16 protein-coding genes are annotated in these 14,845 nt (G+C 56.8%); 11 read left to right on the top strand and 5 right to left on the bottom strand.

The window, feature by feature from the left end; all coding sequences use genetic code 11:
- Positions 1 to 44: 44 nt before the first annotated feature.
- Complete coding sequence (locus tag ACR0NO_RS12595; RefSeq protein WP_480724176.1) at positions 45 to 563, bottom strand: hypothetical protein; 519 nt, start codon at positions 561 to 563, stop codon at positions 45 to 47.
- 284 nt (positions 564 to 847) lie between these two features.
- Here ACR0NO_RS12595 and rpsF point away from each other — a divergent pair, with 284 nt between their 5' ends.
- The 6 genes from rpsF to ACR0NO_RS12565 all read left to right on the top strand — a co-directional run bounded on the left by rpsF (position 848) and on the right by ACR0NO_RS12565 (position 4,607).
- Positions 848 to 1,201 (top strand): 30S ribosomal protein S6, encoded by a 354-nt coding sequence (rpsF, locus tag ACR0NO_RS12590; RefSeq protein ID WP_068332653.1) that lies wholly within the window; start codon positions 848 to 850, stop codon positions 1,199 to 1,201.
- A gap of 27 nt (positions 1,202 to 1,228) precedes the next feature.
- Positions 1,229 to 1,456, top strand: a complete 228-nt coding sequence (gene rpsR, locus ACR0NO_RS12585; protein WP_005608650.1) for a 30S ribosomal protein S18 — start codon at positions 1,229 to 1,231, stop codon at positions 1,454 to 1,456.
- Positions 1,457 to 1,468: 12 nt separating this feature from the next.
- On the top strand, positions 1,469 to 2,089 hold the full coding sequence (gene rplI / locus ACR0NO_RS12580) for a 50S ribosomal protein L9 (RefSeq protein ID WP_480724175.1): 621 nt from the start codon (positions 1,469 to 1,471) through the stop codon (positions 2,087 to 2,089).
- 148 nt (positions 2,090 to 2,237) lie between these two features.
- Positions 2,238 to 2,723, top strand: a complete 486-nt coding sequence (locus ACR0NO_RS12575; RefSeq protein WP_480724174.1) for a transglycosylase SLT domain-containing protein — start codon at positions 2,238 to 2,240, stop codon at positions 2,721 to 2,723.
- 220 nt (positions 2,724 to 2,943) lie between these two features.
- The gene (locus ACR0NO_RS12570; protein WP_170374044.1) at positions 2,944 to 3,645 is read left to right on the top strand and encodes an autoinducer binding domain-containing protein; all 702 of its coding nucleotides are present in this window, start codon (positions 2,944 to 2,946) and stop codon (positions 3,643 to 3,645) included.
- A 107-nt stretch (positions 3,646 to 3,752) separates the two neighbouring features.
- Complete coding sequence (locus ACR0NO_RS12565; protein ID WP_170374045.1) at positions 3,753 to 4,607, top strand: acyl-homoserine-lactone synthase; 855 nt, start codon at positions 3,753 to 3,755, stop codon at positions 4,605 to 4,607.
- 94 nt (positions 4,608 to 4,701) lie between these two features.
- Here the strand turns inward: ACR0NO_RS12565 and tig are convergent, their stop codons facing one another.
- The 3 genes from tig to ACR0NO_RS12550 all read right to left on the bottom strand — a co-directional run bounded on the left by tig (position 4,702) and on the right by ACR0NO_RS12550 (position 9,294).
- Positions 4,702 to 6,033, bottom strand: a complete 1,332-nt coding sequence (tig, locus tag ACR0NO_RS12560) for a trigger factor (protein WP_170660300.1) — start codon at positions 6,031 to 6,033, stop codon at positions 4,702 to 4,704.
- Positions 6,034 to 6,217: 184 nt separating this feature from the next.
- Complete coding sequence (locus ACR0NO_RS12555) at positions 6,218 to 7,342, bottom strand: porin (RefSeq protein WP_480564029.1); 1,125 nt, start codon at positions 7,340 to 7,342, stop codon at positions 6,218 to 6,220.
- Between the two features lie 308 nt (positions 7,343 to 7,650).
- Positions 7,651 to 9,294, bottom strand: coding sequence for an NAD(P)H-hydrate dehydratase (locus ACR0NO_RS12550; RefSeq protein ID WP_480724173.1), 1,644 nt, complete (start codon positions 9,292 to 9,294; stop codon positions 7,651 to 7,653).
- A 169-nt stretch (positions 9,295 to 9,463) separates the two neighbouring features.
- Here ACR0NO_RS12550 and ACR0NO_RS12545 point away from each other — a divergent pair, with 169 nt between their 5' ends.
- The 5 genes from ACR0NO_RS12545 (at position 9,464) to ACR0NO_RS12525 (ending at position 13,941) form a co-directional block, all read left to right on the top strand.
- Positions 9,464 to 9,802 (top strand): P-II family nitrogen regulator, encoded by a 339-nt coding sequence (locus ACR0NO_RS12545; protein ID WP_170325301.1) that lies wholly within the window; start codon positions 9,464 to 9,466, stop codon positions 9,800 to 9,802.
- A 33-nt stretch (positions 9,803 to 9,835) separates the two neighbouring features.
- On the top strand, positions 9,836 to 11,242 hold the full coding sequence (gene glnA / locus ACR0NO_RS12540) for a type I glutamate--ammonia ligase (RefSeq protein WP_170374049.1): 1,407 nt from the start codon (positions 9,836 to 9,838) through the stop codon (positions 11,240 to 11,242).
- A gap of 103 nt (positions 11,243 to 11,345) precedes the next feature.
- The gene (locus ACR0NO_RS12535; RefSeq protein WP_480724172.1) at positions 11,346 to 11,990 is read left to right on the top strand and encodes an MSMEG_1061 family FMN-dependent PPOX-type flavoprotein; all 645 of its coding nucleotides are present in this window, start codon (positions 11,346 to 11,348) and stop codon (positions 11,988 to 11,990) included.
- A gap of 63 nt (positions 11,991 to 12,053) precedes the next feature.
- Complete coding sequence (locus ACR0NO_RS12530; protein WP_170553052.1) at positions 12,054 to 12,845, top strand: lytic murein transglycosylase; 792 nt, start codon at positions 12,054 to 12,056, stop codon at positions 12,843 to 12,845.
- A 199-nt stretch (positions 12,846 to 13,044) separates the two neighbouring features.
- Entirely contained in the window at positions 13,045 to 13,941 is an 897-nt protein-coding gene (locus tag ACR0NO_RS12525; RefSeq protein ID WP_480724171.1) for a hypothetical protein, read from the top strand.
- Positions 13,942 to 13,977: 36 nt separating this feature from the next.
- Here ACR0NO_RS12525 and ACR0NO_RS12520 read toward each other — a convergent pair whose 3' ends face one another.
- Positions 13,978 to 14,721: a heme-dependent oxidative N-demethylase family protein gene (locus ACR0NO_RS12520; protein ID WP_480724170.1), complete on the bottom strand. Its 744-nt coding sequence runs from the start codon at positions 14,719 to 14,721 to the stop codon at positions 13,978 to 13,980.
- Positions 14,722 to 14,845 lie beyond the last annotated feature (124 nt).

The raw sequence follows: 14,845 nt of genomic DNA, 5'->3' as shown, positions 1-14,845 counted from the left end.
CTTTTTGATTCACAATTTCTGTGCTTGGTTGAACAGAATAAATCTCAGGCGAAAATTGTTACACTTTGGCTGAGTTGCCCTTTCAGTGCTCGGCTGACATCCGCCGATTGCAGTGGCAGTTTCATCAGCAGGCTGCCGTCAACATCGAACAACTGCACCTCGTCATCCTCGAACTTTGCACCACCCAGGCTGTCATAGCTGCGACGCAGAACGGTCTGAGGGCGTCCGTTTTCATTCTTCTGCAGCACGCGTACCTCGCGGCGGATCGGATCAAAATAGGCATCCGGGCGGCTGTCCATCACTTCGATCGTCAACAGGCTTACGCCAACGATCAAAAACACCATCGAGGCCACCATTTTGATCGGCCAAACCTCGGCTCCCAACATCGAACCGGGCATCAGCCACATCGAAAAGGCGGAAACGATCAGGAAGGCTCCGACGGCGCGCGCCAGAACCAGCCGTGCTTGCCAGTTCGCTTTGAACGTGATCATGACCGGAACGGAATGCTCAAAGCTCGTACCCGTCGCTTTATTGTCGAGCGCATTTGTCTGAATCGCGGTCATAACATCCATACCCTTATTAAGGTTACCGTCGTAAGTCTGTGCTATCCGGTTATTTCCGGGTTGCTTATCAACTTCGGGGCGAAAAGCGTCAGGAATTGGGCGCAGCAGTGGAAATTGGGCGACTTCACAGAGGCATATGTGGCAGGGCTTGCCCCGCCCGCTCAAACGTGTATACGAAGCCATCCTTCGCAGGAGATATGAATCGCGCAGCCTCTCGTGGCAGGGTCGCGAAGGACCAGATGGCCCCGCCTTTGAAATGCGCCTTGATATAAACAGGAGTGCACATGCCACTGTATGAGCATGTAATGATCGCGCGTCAGGATCTGTCCAACGCGCAGGCAGAAAGCCTTGTCGAACATTTCGGCACCGTTCTGGCTGACAACGGCGGCAACGTCGTCGAAAGCGAGTACTGGGGCGTCAAGACGATGGCTTACAAGATCAACAAGAACCGCAAAGGCCACTACGCCTTCCTGAAAACCGATGCCCCCTCGGGTGCGGTTCAGGAAATGGAACGCCTGATGCGCCTGCATGACGACGTTATGCGCGTTCTGACCATCAAGGTCGACGAGCATGCCGAGGGCCCCTCGGTCCAGATGCAGAAGCGCGATGAGCGCGAAGGCCGCCGCGAGCGCCGCTGATCAACGCCTGACGAAAGGACATAAACCATGGCCGCAAAACCATTTTTCCGCCGCCGCAAGGTCTGCCCGTTCTCGGGTGAGAACGCGCCGAAAATCGACTACAAAGACACCCGTCTGCTGCAGCGCTACATCTCTGAGCGTGGCAAGATCGTACCTTCGCGCATCACCGCCGTTTCGGCGAAAAAGCAGCGTGAACTGGCCCGTGCTATCAAGCGCGCCCGCTTCCTCGCCCTGCTGCCCTACGCTGTGAAGTAAGGAGAGACTGACATGCAAGTTATCCTTCTGGAACGCGTTGCGAAACTGGGTCAAATGGGCGACGTCGTTGACGTTAAGCCCGGCTACGCTCGCAACTTCCTGTTGCCGCAAGGCAAAGCCCTGAGCGCTTCGAACGCCAACATCGCGTCGTTCGAAGCCCAGAAAGCACAGCTGGAAGCGCGCAACCTGGAAACCAAGAAAGAAGCTGAAGCGCTGGCTGAAAAGCTGGACGGTCAGCAGTTCATCGTGATTCGCTCGGCATCGGATGCTGGCGCTCTGTACGGTTCGGTCACGCCTCGTGACGCCGCAGACGCTGCGACCGAAGCAGGCTTCACCGTTGACAAGAAACAGGTTGTTCTGGTCGCTCCGATCAAAGAACTGGGCCTGCACGCGGTTGCAGTTCGCCTGCACCCCGAGGTTGAAGTCGAGATCAAGATGAACGTTGCTCGTTCGGAAGAAGAAGCCGAACTGCAGGCATCGGGCAAATCGATTCAGGAACTGGCTGCTGAAGAAGAAGCCGCTGCTGAATTCGAGATCGCCGAACTGTTCGACGACATCGGCTCGGCCGCGTCGGATGACGAAGATCTGGCTCCCGAGGCTGCTCCGGCTGACGAAGACGAAGCCAAAGCCTGATCTGGCTGAAGCAAAATTTTTAAGGGCTGCGCCATTCGCGCGGCCCTTTTTCGTATCGGAACCAGCAAAATTCAGCCAAATTTCAAAGCTAAGGTTGCGACAAGACCCGCGATCCATATGATCGCCGCCTGAAGTTCGGAGTAGTTTGATGGCCCTATTTTCTCGTCGCAGCATCATTGCTTTCCTTGCAATGGCTACCCTCGCCGCATGCAGCGGTTCCGAGGTTTCACGCGGTGACCCTGATCCCTTTGATCCGCCGCTTTACCCCAACGAAACGCCCGAACTGAGGGCGTCGATCAACAAATGGGCCGATCACTACGAACTCCCCCGAGAGCTGGTCCACAAACTTGCGATCCGCGAAAGCACGCATCGGCCATGGGCTGTAAATCGGCCGTATTACGGGCTTTTGCAGATCCTGCCAGCAACGGCCCGTTCGATGGGATACAGCGGCAACGCGCAAGGCTTACTGGACGCAGACACCAATCTGGAGTTCGCCGGAAAATACCTGCGCGGCGCCTGGCTGCTGGCGGACGGAGATCAACAACGCGCGATTTTCCTTTACGCCAAAGGGTTTTACCCCGAAGCAAAGGCGCGCGGCATGCTTGTCGAAACAGGGCTACGACCCGCACCCTAGGCCCTGTGCGCTGTTAGCAGTTTGGGCAAAATAGTGACAAAAATGCTCTATAGCCTGAAACAACACGCCAAAAGCTTAGACATTTCCTGCATTGACTTGTCATGTTTTGAATTATGTGATGTCCTGATTGCCGTGAGGTAAGTTGGGTTCCACTCTAGGTAAATTGCAAGTCCGGCCACACCACTGGACTTCAAGATAAGCCGCAGGTCGTAGGCGAAAGATGGAGATCGTTGATCTGAGCACTCTGCCGGACTCGGAAACTCGGTACACCGAGTTTCTGAAGCAAGTGTGCGAAAAACACGATATGGATCACGCCGCCTACGCTGGGATGAACCCCGCTGCGGGCAAAGTTGCTGGCTTTGTGACCTATGATGATGCCTGGAACGAGCATTACCAGAAACAGGGTCTGGTCATGATTGACCCGACACTTCACATGGCAAAACGCAGCATCGCCCCCGTTGATTGGAGCCGCCTGGAACGCAGCCCCGACTTCCAACGCGTATTCCGCGATGCACATGATTTTGGCTTGTCCAATCAAGGCGTTACGATACCGGTTCGCGGCCCATACGGGGATATCGGGTTCCTGAGCGCGACGCGGGATTGCTCCAAGGAAGAATGGCGTAAGCTGTATACCCATGTGATCAGCGATCTGCAGTCCATGGCCGTGCATATCCATGACAACGTGGTGACCTCGGATGAGCTGACAGGTGCGCTTTATCACCCGAACCTCTCGACCCGCGAGGCCGAGATCCTGCAATGGGTCGCGGCAGGGAAATCTCAGCAGGATATCGGCGACATTCTGTCGATCTCGCACCGCACGGTTGAGGTTCATCTGCGCTCCAGCCGCGAAAAACTCAGCGCTTTGACGACGCCTCAGGCCGTTGGGCGGGCGATCGCGATCGGGCTTATCACCCCGGGATAAACACAAAAATCACACAATTCGGCCAAAATACGGGAAACCCCCAATAGAAATCTCCCTTCAAACGAGTAACGATCGGTTTACCGAACAACCACTCGAAGGGGGAAACCATGATCATCGTAGTAGATGGGCTGAACAGACACCAATTCAGCGACGTTCTTGACGAAATGTTTGAACTGCGCGCGCGCGTATTCGGCGAGCGCTTGGGCTGGGACGTCAAAATCGAAGACGGCAAAGAAATCGATGAATTCGATCATCTGGATCCTGCATACGTAATCGGACTCGACGACGGGGGGAATGTCGTCGCAGCCGTGCGTGCCCTGCAGACCACCGGACCGCATATGTTGTCGGACGTATTCTCGGCCATCCTTGACGGCGAACCTCCGATCCGTAGCGCGACCATGTGGGAATCTACCCGCTTCTGCGTCGACACCCAAAGGCTGAACCGCGGCAAAGACAAGAACTCGGTCTCTTACGCAACCTGTGAGCTGATGATCGGTTCGCTGGAATATGCGAAGAACGCCGGTATTCAGGACATCATCACCGTAATTGACCCGATCATGGATCGGGTGCTGAAACGGTCGAACTGTGCGCCCTATGACTATGTGGGTAAAACCGTGCCGATGGGCAAAGTCTCGGCCCTTGCCGCCCTTCTGGATTGCACCGATGAACGTATCGACGCCATTCGGGACTTTGCAGGCATCAAAACCGATGTCTTCCTGGAGGAAGACAAGGCGCTCGAGCTGTTCAACAGCAAGAAGCAGGTTGAACAGAACCCTGCAAATCGCGACCACAAGCCGCTCACAGAGCTTGAGAAGTACTTTGTGGAGCAGATGAACGCAGCGCGGAATGAGGCCGAACGGCAAGATGTTCTGAGGCTCATCGAGACGCTCTCCAACACCTTCACGCCAGAGCAGAAGACTGCTCTGCTACATACCCCCCGTGCTTTTGCTCATGAGGCCTGACCCCCTCACCTCATAGTACAAAGCCACCCTAGCGGAGTCGCCCTGATCAGGCGGCTCCGCTTCTTTTTTGGTGCCCCGAAAGGGGGGAAAAGGATTATTCCTCTTCCAATGCCTCAACGGCTTTTTGCAGGTCGTCCTTGCTGACTTCTTTGTCAGATACCTGAGCCAGTTCGAACACGTAGTCGACGACCTTGTCTTCGAAGATAGGCGCGCGCAGCTGCTGCTGCATCTGTGCGTTCTGCTGAACGAACTCAAAGAACTGACGCTCTTGCCCCGGGTACTGACGCGCCTGGTTCATGATCGCCTGAGTCATCTCAGCATCGGTAACTTCTACCTCGGCCTTCTGACCCAGCTCTGCCAGCAGCAGGCCCAGACGCACGCGGCGTTCGGCCAGTTTGTTGTGCTCATCCGAAGGCTCGATCTCGCCGTGGTCGTGACCTTCCACATCCGGGTTTTCCTCGTGGAACAGCTGGTGTGCGATTTGCTTGGCTTCGGCTTCAACCAGCGACGGAGGCAGGTCGAACGACACTTTGGTGTCCAGCGCGTCGAGCAGACCACGCTTCATGACAGCGCGTGCGGCACCGGCATATTCGGCTTCCAGACGCTCGGAGATCTGGCCCTTCAAAGCTTCCAGATCCTCGGCACCGAATTTGGTTGCCAGCTCGTCGTTGATCTCGGCTGCAACCGGCTCTTTCACTTCTTTGATGGTACAGGTGAAGACAGCGTCTTTACCGGCCAGATGCTCGGCGCCGTATTCCTCGGGGAAGGTCACGTTGACGTCTTTTTCTTCTTCAGCTTTCACGCCAACCAGTTGCTCTTCGAAACCTGGGATGAAGCTGTTGGAGCCCAGAACCAGCGGGTAGTCCTCGGCCGAGCCACCTTCGAATTCTTCACCGTCAACCTTGCCAACAAAGTCGAACACGATCTGGTCGCCGTCTTTGGCTTTCGAACCCTTACGACGCGCTTTGAAGTCCTGCGCGGTTTCGGCCAGGTTGTTCAGCGCTTCTTCGACGGCTGCGTCGTCTGCTTTGACAACCAGCTTTTCCAGCTCAACCGATTTCAGGTCAACTTCCGGGATTTCCGGCAGCGCCTCGTAGGACATCGCGACCTCGACATCGTCGCCTTCTTTCCAGTCCTCGTTGGTCATCTTGACCTCGGGCTGCAGCGCAGGGCGGTCGCCGCTGTCTTCAAAGTGCTTGTTCATTGCACCGTCGATGGTTTCCTGCATGGCTTCGCCCAGCAGACGCTGGCCAAACTGCTTTTTCAGCAGCGCCATCGGCACTTTGCCTTTGCGGAAACCCTTCATTTCGACCTCGGGCTGCGCTTCGGTCAGTTTCTCGTTGACCTTGTCGTCCAGCTCGGCTGCGGTCACAACGATGTTGTAGCCGCGTTTCAGACCTTCGTTCAGCGTCTCGGTAACCTGCATTATGGTAGTCCCCATAGGATTCGGGGCGCGCAAAACGGCGCGCCGGGCAAATTTGACGCCTTCTATTTGCCCAGCCGTCCACGTGCAAGGGGGCAATGCCCGGATCACCCCGGTTTTACCCTATTCAACAGCAAAAAAACGCCCCAGCTGGAACCGGAGCGTTTTTTGAAACATCTATCGCTGATCAGAACTGCCAGCGCGCGCCCAAGACCCAAGCTTCGTTCTTGTCGAACGACGTCCCATCTTCGAAATCGTGGTTGCGATATTTCAGGTAGGCATCCGTGTTGATCGAGTCGATCCGCTGCACGACAGCGATACCCCACGCTTTGGTGTCCGAACCATCGTTGTTGAAGTCTGAGCCATCGTAGTAGTCGATGCCCACACCGGTTTTACCCCAGGCCACCCAGTCGCCCTCGTAGGCAATTTTTGCATACCAGAAGCTTGGGTCCGATGCGCCACTTGCGGTGTCGTCCCGCGACCCTGCAGCAGCGGTAAAGCTGAACCCGCTGGGCAGCAGAACCGAGGCAGACCCTATGGTATCCTTGCGCTCACCCGATACATTGTCGAAATCTCGCACGGCATAGGCCACGCTGGCAGCAAACTCGACGCCACCGGCAAAGGTGTTGTTGTACGCGATCGCAAAGTCGTAATACGTGTCATCGTCGCTGCTGGAGAGCGCGTTTTCACCATAGGCGATAGCTGCACTGAACCCGTTGAAGTCAGGCGTATCGTAGCGTACGCGCGTCCGGCGGCCACCGTCAAAGTTGCTGCTGGAGTCACCGACCGTAATGTCGCTGAGTACCCCATCGGTTCCGCGATAGAAGAAGCCCGAGTTTTCATCGTTGGTGAACGAATAGAGCGCCGTTCCAACATAAGACAAGTCCGTCTCAGCCGCCCCGTCCGAAGCCATGCTGCCCTGCCCCGCCGAGAACTTGCCGTAGCCGCCCTTCAGCGCGAAATCCACGTGACGGATATCTTCCCGCGTCCAACCGCTGAAATCCGTACCCAGCTGGTTCCATTCGCTCGAGTTTGGCAGTCCTAGTCCGGTTTCGAGCCGAAACGTAAACTCGTTGTCACCGTAAGGCTGCATAAGGCGCAAGCCGACACGGCTGTTGGACAGGTCGTTGTCCAGCAAACGTGTCTCGGTGTCTTGTCCGTCGTCAACTGAGATCAGCGCGGGGTTGAACTGTCCGTAGAGCTCTACATATCCGCCGCTATTGTTTTCGTATTTCAGCTCAGCCGCCGCCGGAATGGCCGTGGTCGCCGCCAAAATCGCGGCAACAGACGAGGTTTTCAGGTTAAGGGTCATGTCACTCACCTTGAAAGGGTTTATTATTAGGTCTTGCTCACATGCTCACCACACCGAGCCGTTCCAATGGGGCGCGCCCTACGCTGAAAGAAGGTGACGAATCCGCAACAGAATACCTTGGCGCAATCAAGATAAGTTGTTTTAATTCAATCATCTAACTGCCTTCCCGCAAAAACAACGGGCTGCCCCCAAGAAAAATCTGACAGCTTCTCATGAGCGCAGCAAATAGCCGCTATGCGCACAGGGAAATTCCTGTAACGAACGCGCGATCAGATGTGATTTTCGCATCCCGGTCGCGCAAGACGCACTTACATATTCATACACTTAAAAACATCAGGCAAGGCCTCAGGCAGATCTTCAGCGATTAATCCGGGACCGAACTGGCGCGCGCATTCCACGTGAAGCCACGCCGCCGTCTCCGCCGCGCCCATCGCGTCGAACCCCCGAGCCAATAATCCGGTGATGAAACCGGCTAACACATCCCCGGACCCGGCCGTCGCCAGCCAAGGGGCCGCGCGCTCATACTGCGCCGAATGAACCGAACACCGCCCGTCCGGGGCGGCGATCACTGTATCTGGCCCTTTGAACAGCACCACACAGCCCGCACGCTTTGCAGCCTCACGCGTTGCATCCACCTTAGAAAAGGCAGGACCACGGGTCGGTGGGGCGGAGAGCTTCTCGGCAATATCAGGAAACAGCCGCGCAAACTCGCCGCCGTGAGGCGTCAGAACACACGCCACATGTAGCTGAGCGAACAAGGCCGAAGGGTCTTCGGAAAATGCCGTTAGCGCGTCCGCGTCCAACACCGTCGCGCGCTTCGCCGCGAGGGCAACAGGTACCAGATCCGCCGCCCGCTCAACACCCATTCCAGGACCAAGACACACAGCGTTAAGTCGATGATCCGTCAGAATGTCGCGCAGGTCATCGCCCCCTTCGACCCGCTTCACCATCAGGGCCGTGATCTGAGAGGCCACCTCCACCTGCGCTGAGGGCGGCACACCCAGTGTCACCAAACCTGCCCCAATCCGTAACGCCCCCCGTCCCGAAAGTCGCGCGGCTCCGGTTTTTCCAAACCCACCCGTCAGAATCAAAGCATGCCCATGCGCGTATTTGTGGCCTGGCGCTCCCTTCCCTAACTCCTCGCCAGACGGCTGCTGAACCGCCGTCACCACCTCGGGCGCGCTCGGCTCACCCTTAAGCCCGATATCCTTGACGACCAGCTTCCCGCAATAGGACGCCCCATCCTCCAGCACATGCCCAAGTTTGCGCGAATGAAACGTGACCGTCAGGGCCGAGCGGGCACAGCGCCGGCCATGTGCCGGAAACGCACCCCCCAAAACCATTCCTGAGTCTGAACAAAGCCCCGAGGGCAGATCAATCGCAACCGTCCGCGGCGGCACGATTTCTGTACCGCGCCCCTGTCGCCGCAAAGCCCAGGCATCTGCTGCATCATCATGCGACCAAAGGCGTTCCCAAAGCGCAGCATCGTCGATTGGCCGCGCCAACCCTGTCCCAAACAGCGCATCAATCGACACATCCGGGTGGTGCAAATCCTCGCCCCCCAAATCCGCCGCCGCGCGTGTTGGTCCACCCCACCGCTCATAGTTCGTCCGCGCGTCCTCAGGCAGTTTTGACGGGTCGCCAAACAAGACCACCTCAACCGCCCACCCCCGTTGTCGAAGCAGCCGCGCGACCACAAACCCGTCGCCCCCATTGTTCCCAGGCCCGCACAGCACCATGGCTCGCAAGGGATCCCCTTCATCTGGCCTAAAATATCCCGGGGAGCTCGAGGGGCTGGCCCCTCGATCCCTCAGCTCTGGCCATTCCTTGAAGATCGCGTCCACAACGCCCTGACCCGCGCGCTCCATCAGCTCCAGCCCGGTCACCTCGCCCGAGTCGATGGCCGCCCGTTCCAGCGCACCCATCTGCGCAGCCGTCAGCAAATCAACCATCTCAAATCCTCACGCGATTCAATTTCGATTACTTTTTGTGCAAACCGATCAAAATTTGACCATGCGCCTTTTTTCAATGCACCAGATCACGCCGAAGCGCGCAATCGGATTGCTGCATCCCTTTAGACGTGATCACTGCACCTCAGACAACCATGCAAGGTGAGCCGGAATGAAAAAGATCGAAGCGATCATCAAGCCGTTCAAACTGGACGAAGTGAAAGAGGCACTGCAGGACGTTGGTGTCCAGGGTCTCAGCGTGATCGAAGTCAAAGGCTTTGGCCGCCAGAAGGGTCACACCGAGCTGTATCGCGGCGCGGAATATGTCGTCGACTTTCTGCCCAAAGTAAAAGTTGAGGTCGTATTGGACGACGATCAGGTTGACGCCGCGATCGAAGCCATCGTCTCGGCCGCAAAAACCGACAAGATCGGTGACGGCAAGATCTTTGTCTCGCCTGTCGAGCAAGCCATTCGCATCCGTACCGGCGAGACCGGTTCGGAAGCCCTTTAACACACCCATCTTCAACTCAGAGGAATCAAGAGAATGAGCAAGGACGCAGTTCTTCAGCTGATCAAGGAAGAAGGCGCAGAGTACGTCGACATCCGGTTCACCGACCCGCGCGGCAAGCTTCAGCACGTGACCATCATGGCCGACCAGGTAGATGAAGACTTCCTGGAAGAAGGCTTCATGTTCGACGGTTCGTCCATTGCGGGCTGGAAGTCGATCGAAGCGTCGGACATGAAACTGATGCCCGACACCGAAAGCGCCTATGTCGACCCGTTCTATGCGGAAAAGACCATCTGCTTGCACTGCTCGATTGTTGAGCCCGACACCGGCGAAGCCTATGAGCGTGACCCGCGCGGCACCGCTCAGAAAGCTGAAGCTTACCTGAAATCCTCGGGCATCGGTGATGTAGCATACATGGGCCCAGAAGCCGAATTCTTCCTGTTCGACGACGTCCGTTTCTCGAACAGTATCAACAAGGTATCCTACGAAGTTGATGCAACCGACGCGTCGTGGAACACCGACACCGAGTACGAGATGGGCAACATGGGCCATCGTCCGGGCGTCAAGGGCGGTTACTTCCCTGTGAACCCCGTTGACGAAGCGCAAGACCTGCGCTCGGAAATGCTGTCGACCATGAAGCGTCTGGGCATGAAAGTGGACAAGCACCACCACGAGGTTGCGTCCTGTCAGCACGAGCTGGGCCTGATCTTTGACAGCCTGACTAAGCAAGCCGACGAGCTGCAGAAGTACAAATACGTCATCCACAACGTTGCACACGCCTACGGCAAATCGGCCACCTTCATGCCGAAGCCAATCGCTGGTGACAACGGCACCGGCATGCACGTGAACATGTCGATCTGGAAAGACGGCAAGCCTCTGTTCGCTGGCGACAAATACGCCGACCTGTCAGACGAAGCACTGTACTTCATTGGCGGTGTTTTGAAGCACGCGAAAACCCTGAACGCCTTCACCAACCCTTCGACCAACAGCTACAAGCGTCTGATCCCGGGCTTCGAAGCACCTGTTCTGCGCGCCTACTCGGCTCGTAACCGTTCGGGTTGTGTCCGTATTCCGTGGACCGAAAGCCCGAAAGCCAAGCGCGTCGAGGCTCGCTTCCCTGACCCAGCTGCGAACCCCTACCTGGCGTTTGCTGCACTGCTTATGGCTGGTCTGGACGGCATCAAGAACAAGATCGATCCGGGCGAAGCCATGGACAAGAACCTGTACGATCTGCCTGCTGAAGAACTGGCCGACATCCCGACCGTTTGCGGCTCGCTGCGTGAGGCTCTGGAAGCTCTGGCATCCGATCACGACTTCCTGCTGCAGGGCGACGTGTTCACCAAAGACCAGATCGACGGCTACATCGCACTGAAGATGGAAGAGGTCGAAACCTACGAGCACACACCGCACCCGGTAGAATACGGCATGTACTACAGCTGCTAAGCCGGTTGCAGACCTACCATTCCAAGGGCGTCCATTCGGGCGCCCTTGTTTCGTTTGGCGTGATCTTTCAAACTGACAGTCAAAACAGGTTGGGAGAGAGCGCATGTCACCCGATGACCCGTTCGCGCAATTCACCGAATATGTGACCTCGGCGGAACAGCTGGAACGCATCACCGGCGCGCCATTGCCTCAGATCATCGCAAAGGAACTGTCGGCTCTGGATCAGATGTGCCGGGACTTCATCGACAGGTCCACATTCTGCCTGATAGCATCAGCCAACCCGGACGGGTATCTTGATATCTCGCCGCGTGGCGATCCCGAAGGCTTCGTGCATGTGATCTCGGATAAAATGCTCGCTATCCCTGACCGACCCGGCAACAAACGCGTCGATACCTTTCACAACGTTCTGAAAGACCCACGCGTCAGTGTGATCTTCTTCGTCCCCGGCAAGATGGAAACGCTGCGCCTTCGCGGTATGGCGCGTATCTGTGCTGATGAAACGCTTTTGGGGACCATGGCCATCAAAGGCAAAGCGCCGAAGCTGGCGCTGTTGGTCCATGTCGAAACCGCCTTTGCCCACTGCCCCAAATGCGTCATCCGCTCCAACCTCTGGCAGCCGGAGAACTGGCCTGACTCCTCAGTCCTGCCGAATATGAACGCGATGATGGTCAAACACGCCAAGATCGATAAAACCCCGGATGAATGGTTCGAAGACCTCAAGCAAGCAGGCGAGTTGGACCTGTATTAAACCCTTTGCGAAGCAGGAACTGGCGTTTAGCCTTGATGCAGATTGTATGAGGGAATTGACCTGATGTTGCGCATTCTAACCCTGACGCTCGCCCTATCTGCACCTACGCTTGGTCTCGCGGCCCCCTGTGGGAACACCAGTGCCGGGTTCGAGGCCTGGAAAGCCGATTTCGCCAAGCAGGCCAAGAAATCCGGGGTGAAGAAGAAGGGCCTGCAAGCCCTTGCACAGACGCAATATGCGACCGGAACCATTGCCGCGGATCGAAACCAGAAAAGCTTCAAATACTCGCTGGATAAATTCATGCGTGTGCGCGGGGCCGACACCATTGTTGCGCAGGGACGCAAACGGAAGGCCAGAAACCCGGAATTCTACGCCGCGTTGGAACGCCAATATGGAGTTCCCGCCGGGGTTCTGATCGCCATCCACGGTATGGAAACCGGCTTTGGGGGTTTTATGGGCGACAGTCAGGTTGTGTCAGCAATAACTACTCTGGCGTATGATTGTCGCCGATCTGAGTTCTTTATTCCCCATGCAATTGGGGCACTAAAACTGGTCGATCAGGGTAGTATCACCATGGCGACAAAGGGGGCAAAACATGGCGAACTGGGTCATACGCAGTTTCTGCCCGGCAACGCGCTGACCTATGGTGTCGATGCCACGGGGGACCGACGTGTGGACTTCTACAACATGACGGATGCGCTGGCCTCAACCGCCAATTTTCTGCGCAAGAAGGGCTGGAAACCCGGTCGCGGCTATCAGCCGGGGCAGCCAAATTTCAAGGTTATCCAGCAGTGGAACGCAGCCTCGGTCTACCAGCAATCTATCGCGATAATGGCTGCCCGAATCGATGGATAGCCCGGCCGCGATCCCGCCGCGCACCCCTCACAGTTCAGCCACAATATCGCCATAGTTGCACGGAAAAAGCCTCAATCGCTTGGTTTCCAAAGCGTAGTCAATCCATCTGAATTTCGATTTTTTTGTAATTTCGTCAAATTCTGCCCCACATCGCGCTTTAGAATGATGTCCAAGACGGTTTGCGACAAAGGAATGCGCAGTGACCAAAAAGCACAGCTATCATGGCGGCTTGCAGTTTGCAGGCGACACCGACGGCGCGGTCGAGCGTTTCGGAACTATTGTCGCCGCAACTCTGGAAGATTACGGCCACCTCGTTGAGCGCAAGGCCCTGCTGAGCAACACTGAGGCCAGCATCGTCTGCAGCCAGTATCTCGTTCGTTTGACGCTCGAGACCGAGGAGCTGCAGCCCGACGACCGGCATGAGCGTCTGGACCGTGCTGCCGGCCTGAAGACCCTGGTCAGGCCGTCTGCATCGCGTCCTCGCAACCGTTTGGTTATCAACATCTCCCCAGTGTCCCCCTTGCTGGATGATTCCGAAATCTCGGAGTTGATGCTGGTGGTTATCCTGTATCGCATGGTCGACATCTGCTCATCCCAGCGGGTGGAGTGGCTGTCGCCTCATACGGTTCTGACAGTCGAGCAGTTCATGAGCGCCTTTGACACGCTCGCGCCGACCAAACCCAGAAATCGCAAACAGATCTTTCAGTCGGTCAGCGGACAGTTTGCAGGGTTGAACTATCCGGAACCCGAAGAGCCCGAGATTGCCAAACCTGCCCCCCGCCCCATCCAACTGACCGATGAGCAATTGCTGAGCATCGCCTTTCGAACCGAAGATGACCCGGTGGCGCAAGCGACACCTGATCCGCAAGAGGACACGTCCGACCGCCCCAGCGACGCCCTACGGCTGAGTAGCTGGTGCCTGACTGGTGTCGTCGCCAGCATGTCGGCTCCGATTGCTGTGTCGATGGCCGCAGTCAACCTGATCCGGGGCGAGGATTTCCGCCTGAACACTCAGGTTCTGGTCTTTACCTTTGCCATCGTTGCGCTGAACACCAGCAATGCATTTGCCGATGTCGCCACCGTGCTTGGCATGTAACCTTATTACCGAAGACCCTCCTTGGAGGCCCCGCCATCAGGCGGGGTTTTCCATTTCTGGCATCTGGTTTGCTGCCAAAACATAGGTATGGATCGAAAACACCACTGCCCGCGTTTCCGGCAGGCGCAGAAGGGTCTGACGTTCGCTACGCAAATATGGGGCGCGACCACGACCGCGGATTTCACGCCGATCGCTGGCACTACGGGGCTGGTGCAGCTCGGGGTCGTCGTACCATAGGGCATTGAACCGCCAGAGCGGTCGCCCCGGTTGTATCCCGTCAAATAGGCGCTGTACACGACGGGCGATATTGTCATCATAGCTGTCCACGGGCACATGAATTCCAACCAACGGCCGCATGAACTTTTCACGCAAGAGCCAACTGGCCGGAAAGCACAGGATCGCACCGGTCAGAACATGCTCATTCCCCTGCTTCTGAAGGATGCAGAAATCCTCTTGCACCAGATTGCACAGCGTATCCAACGGGTTTGCAAAATCAATCGGCACACGAACGCCATCCAAGCGCAACGCGCAGTCCGTCGCCTTTGGGTAGGTTTGACGCAGAACAAGCTGTAACAACTCCTGCGCGGCTGGCTCCGCCTCGGGGCACAGGGCCAGAACATCGTCCCGCTGGTTTTTCAACAGGGCTGCACGGTGCGCCATCTGCGCGGCGAAGGCATCGTCCTGATGCAACCATTCCGCCATATCGGTGGGCTGAATGCCTGGCAAGGCACGGGTTTGGCTAGGGTCGTACGGGATACTAGACTGTAAAATGGCAACCATGCCATCCACTTACCATCTGCCTGACCGACTGTCGGTAAAAAAGCGACCAAGAATCCGTCGTATTCTTCTGGGACACCACAGACTGAAGTTTGATACCTCTCGGGTGAACCAGCAGAGGCCAGTC

Source organism: Ruegeria sp. CL3 (assembly GCF_056536505.1).
Note: the sequence above shows the minus strand (reverse complement) of the source record. Positions and strands in the feature narration are given on the sequence as shown.

Excerpts from the sequence above, each read along its gene's own strand:
- ACR0NO_RS12595 (WP_480724176.1), bottom strand. The coding sequence starts at position 563 with ATGACCGCGATTCAGACAAATGCGCTCGACAATAAAGCGACGGGTACG.
- rpsF (WP_068332653.1), top strand. The coding sequence starts at position 848 with ATGCCACTGTATGAGCATGTAATGATCGCGCGTCAGGATCTGTCCAAC.
- rpsR (WP_005608650.1), top strand. The coding sequence starts at position 1,229 with ATGGCCGCAAAACCATTTTTCCGCCGCCGCAAGGTCTGCCCGTTCTCG.
- rplI (WP_480724175.1), top strand. The coding sequence starts at position 1,469 with ATGCAAGTTATCCTTCTGGAACGCGTTGCGAAACTGGGTCAAATGGGC.
- ACR0NO_RS12575 (WP_480724174.1), top strand. The coding sequence starts at position 2,238 with ATGGCCCTATTTTCTCGTCGCAGCATCATTGCTTTCCTTGCAATGGCT.
- ACR0NO_RS12570 (WP_170374044.1), top strand. The coding sequence starts at position 2,944 with ATGGAGATCGTTGATCTGAGCACTCTGCCGGACTCGGAAACTCGGTAC.
- ACR0NO_RS12565 (WP_170374045.1), top strand. The coding sequence starts at position 3,753 with ATGATCATCGTAGTAGATGGGCTGAACAGACACCAATTCAGCGACGTT.
- tig (WP_170660300.1), bottom strand. The coding sequence starts at position 6,033 with ATGCAGGTTACCGAGACGCTGAACGAAGGTCTGAAACGCGGCTACAAC.
- ACR0NO_RS12555 (WP_480564029.1), bottom strand. The coding sequence starts at position 7,342 with ATGACCCTTAACCTGAAAACCTCGTCTGTTGCCGCGATTTTGGCGGCG.
- ACR0NO_RS12550 (WP_480724173.1), bottom strand. The coding sequence starts at position 9,294 with ATGGTTGATTTGCTGACGGCTGCGCAGATGGGTGCGCTGGAACGGGCG.
- ACR0NO_RS12545 (WP_170325301.1), top strand. The coding sequence starts at position 9,464 with ATGAAAAAGATCGAAGCGATCATCAAGCCGTTCAAACTGGACGAAGTG.
- glnA (WP_170374049.1), top strand. The coding sequence starts at position 9,836 with ATGAGCAAGGACGCAGTTCTTCAGCTGATCAAGGAAGAAGGCGCAGAG.
- ACR0NO_RS12535 (WP_480724172.1), top strand. The coding sequence starts at position 11,346 with ATGTCACCCGATGACCCGTTCGCGCAATTCACCGAATATGTGACCTCG.
- ACR0NO_RS12530 (WP_170553052.1), top strand. The coding sequence starts at position 12,054 with ATGTTGCGCATTCTAACCCTGACGCTCGCCCTATCTGCACCTACGCTT.
- ACR0NO_RS12520 (WP_480724170.1), bottom strand. The coding sequence starts at position 14,721 with ATGGTTGCCATTTTACAGTCTAGTATCCCGTACGACCCTAGCCAAACC.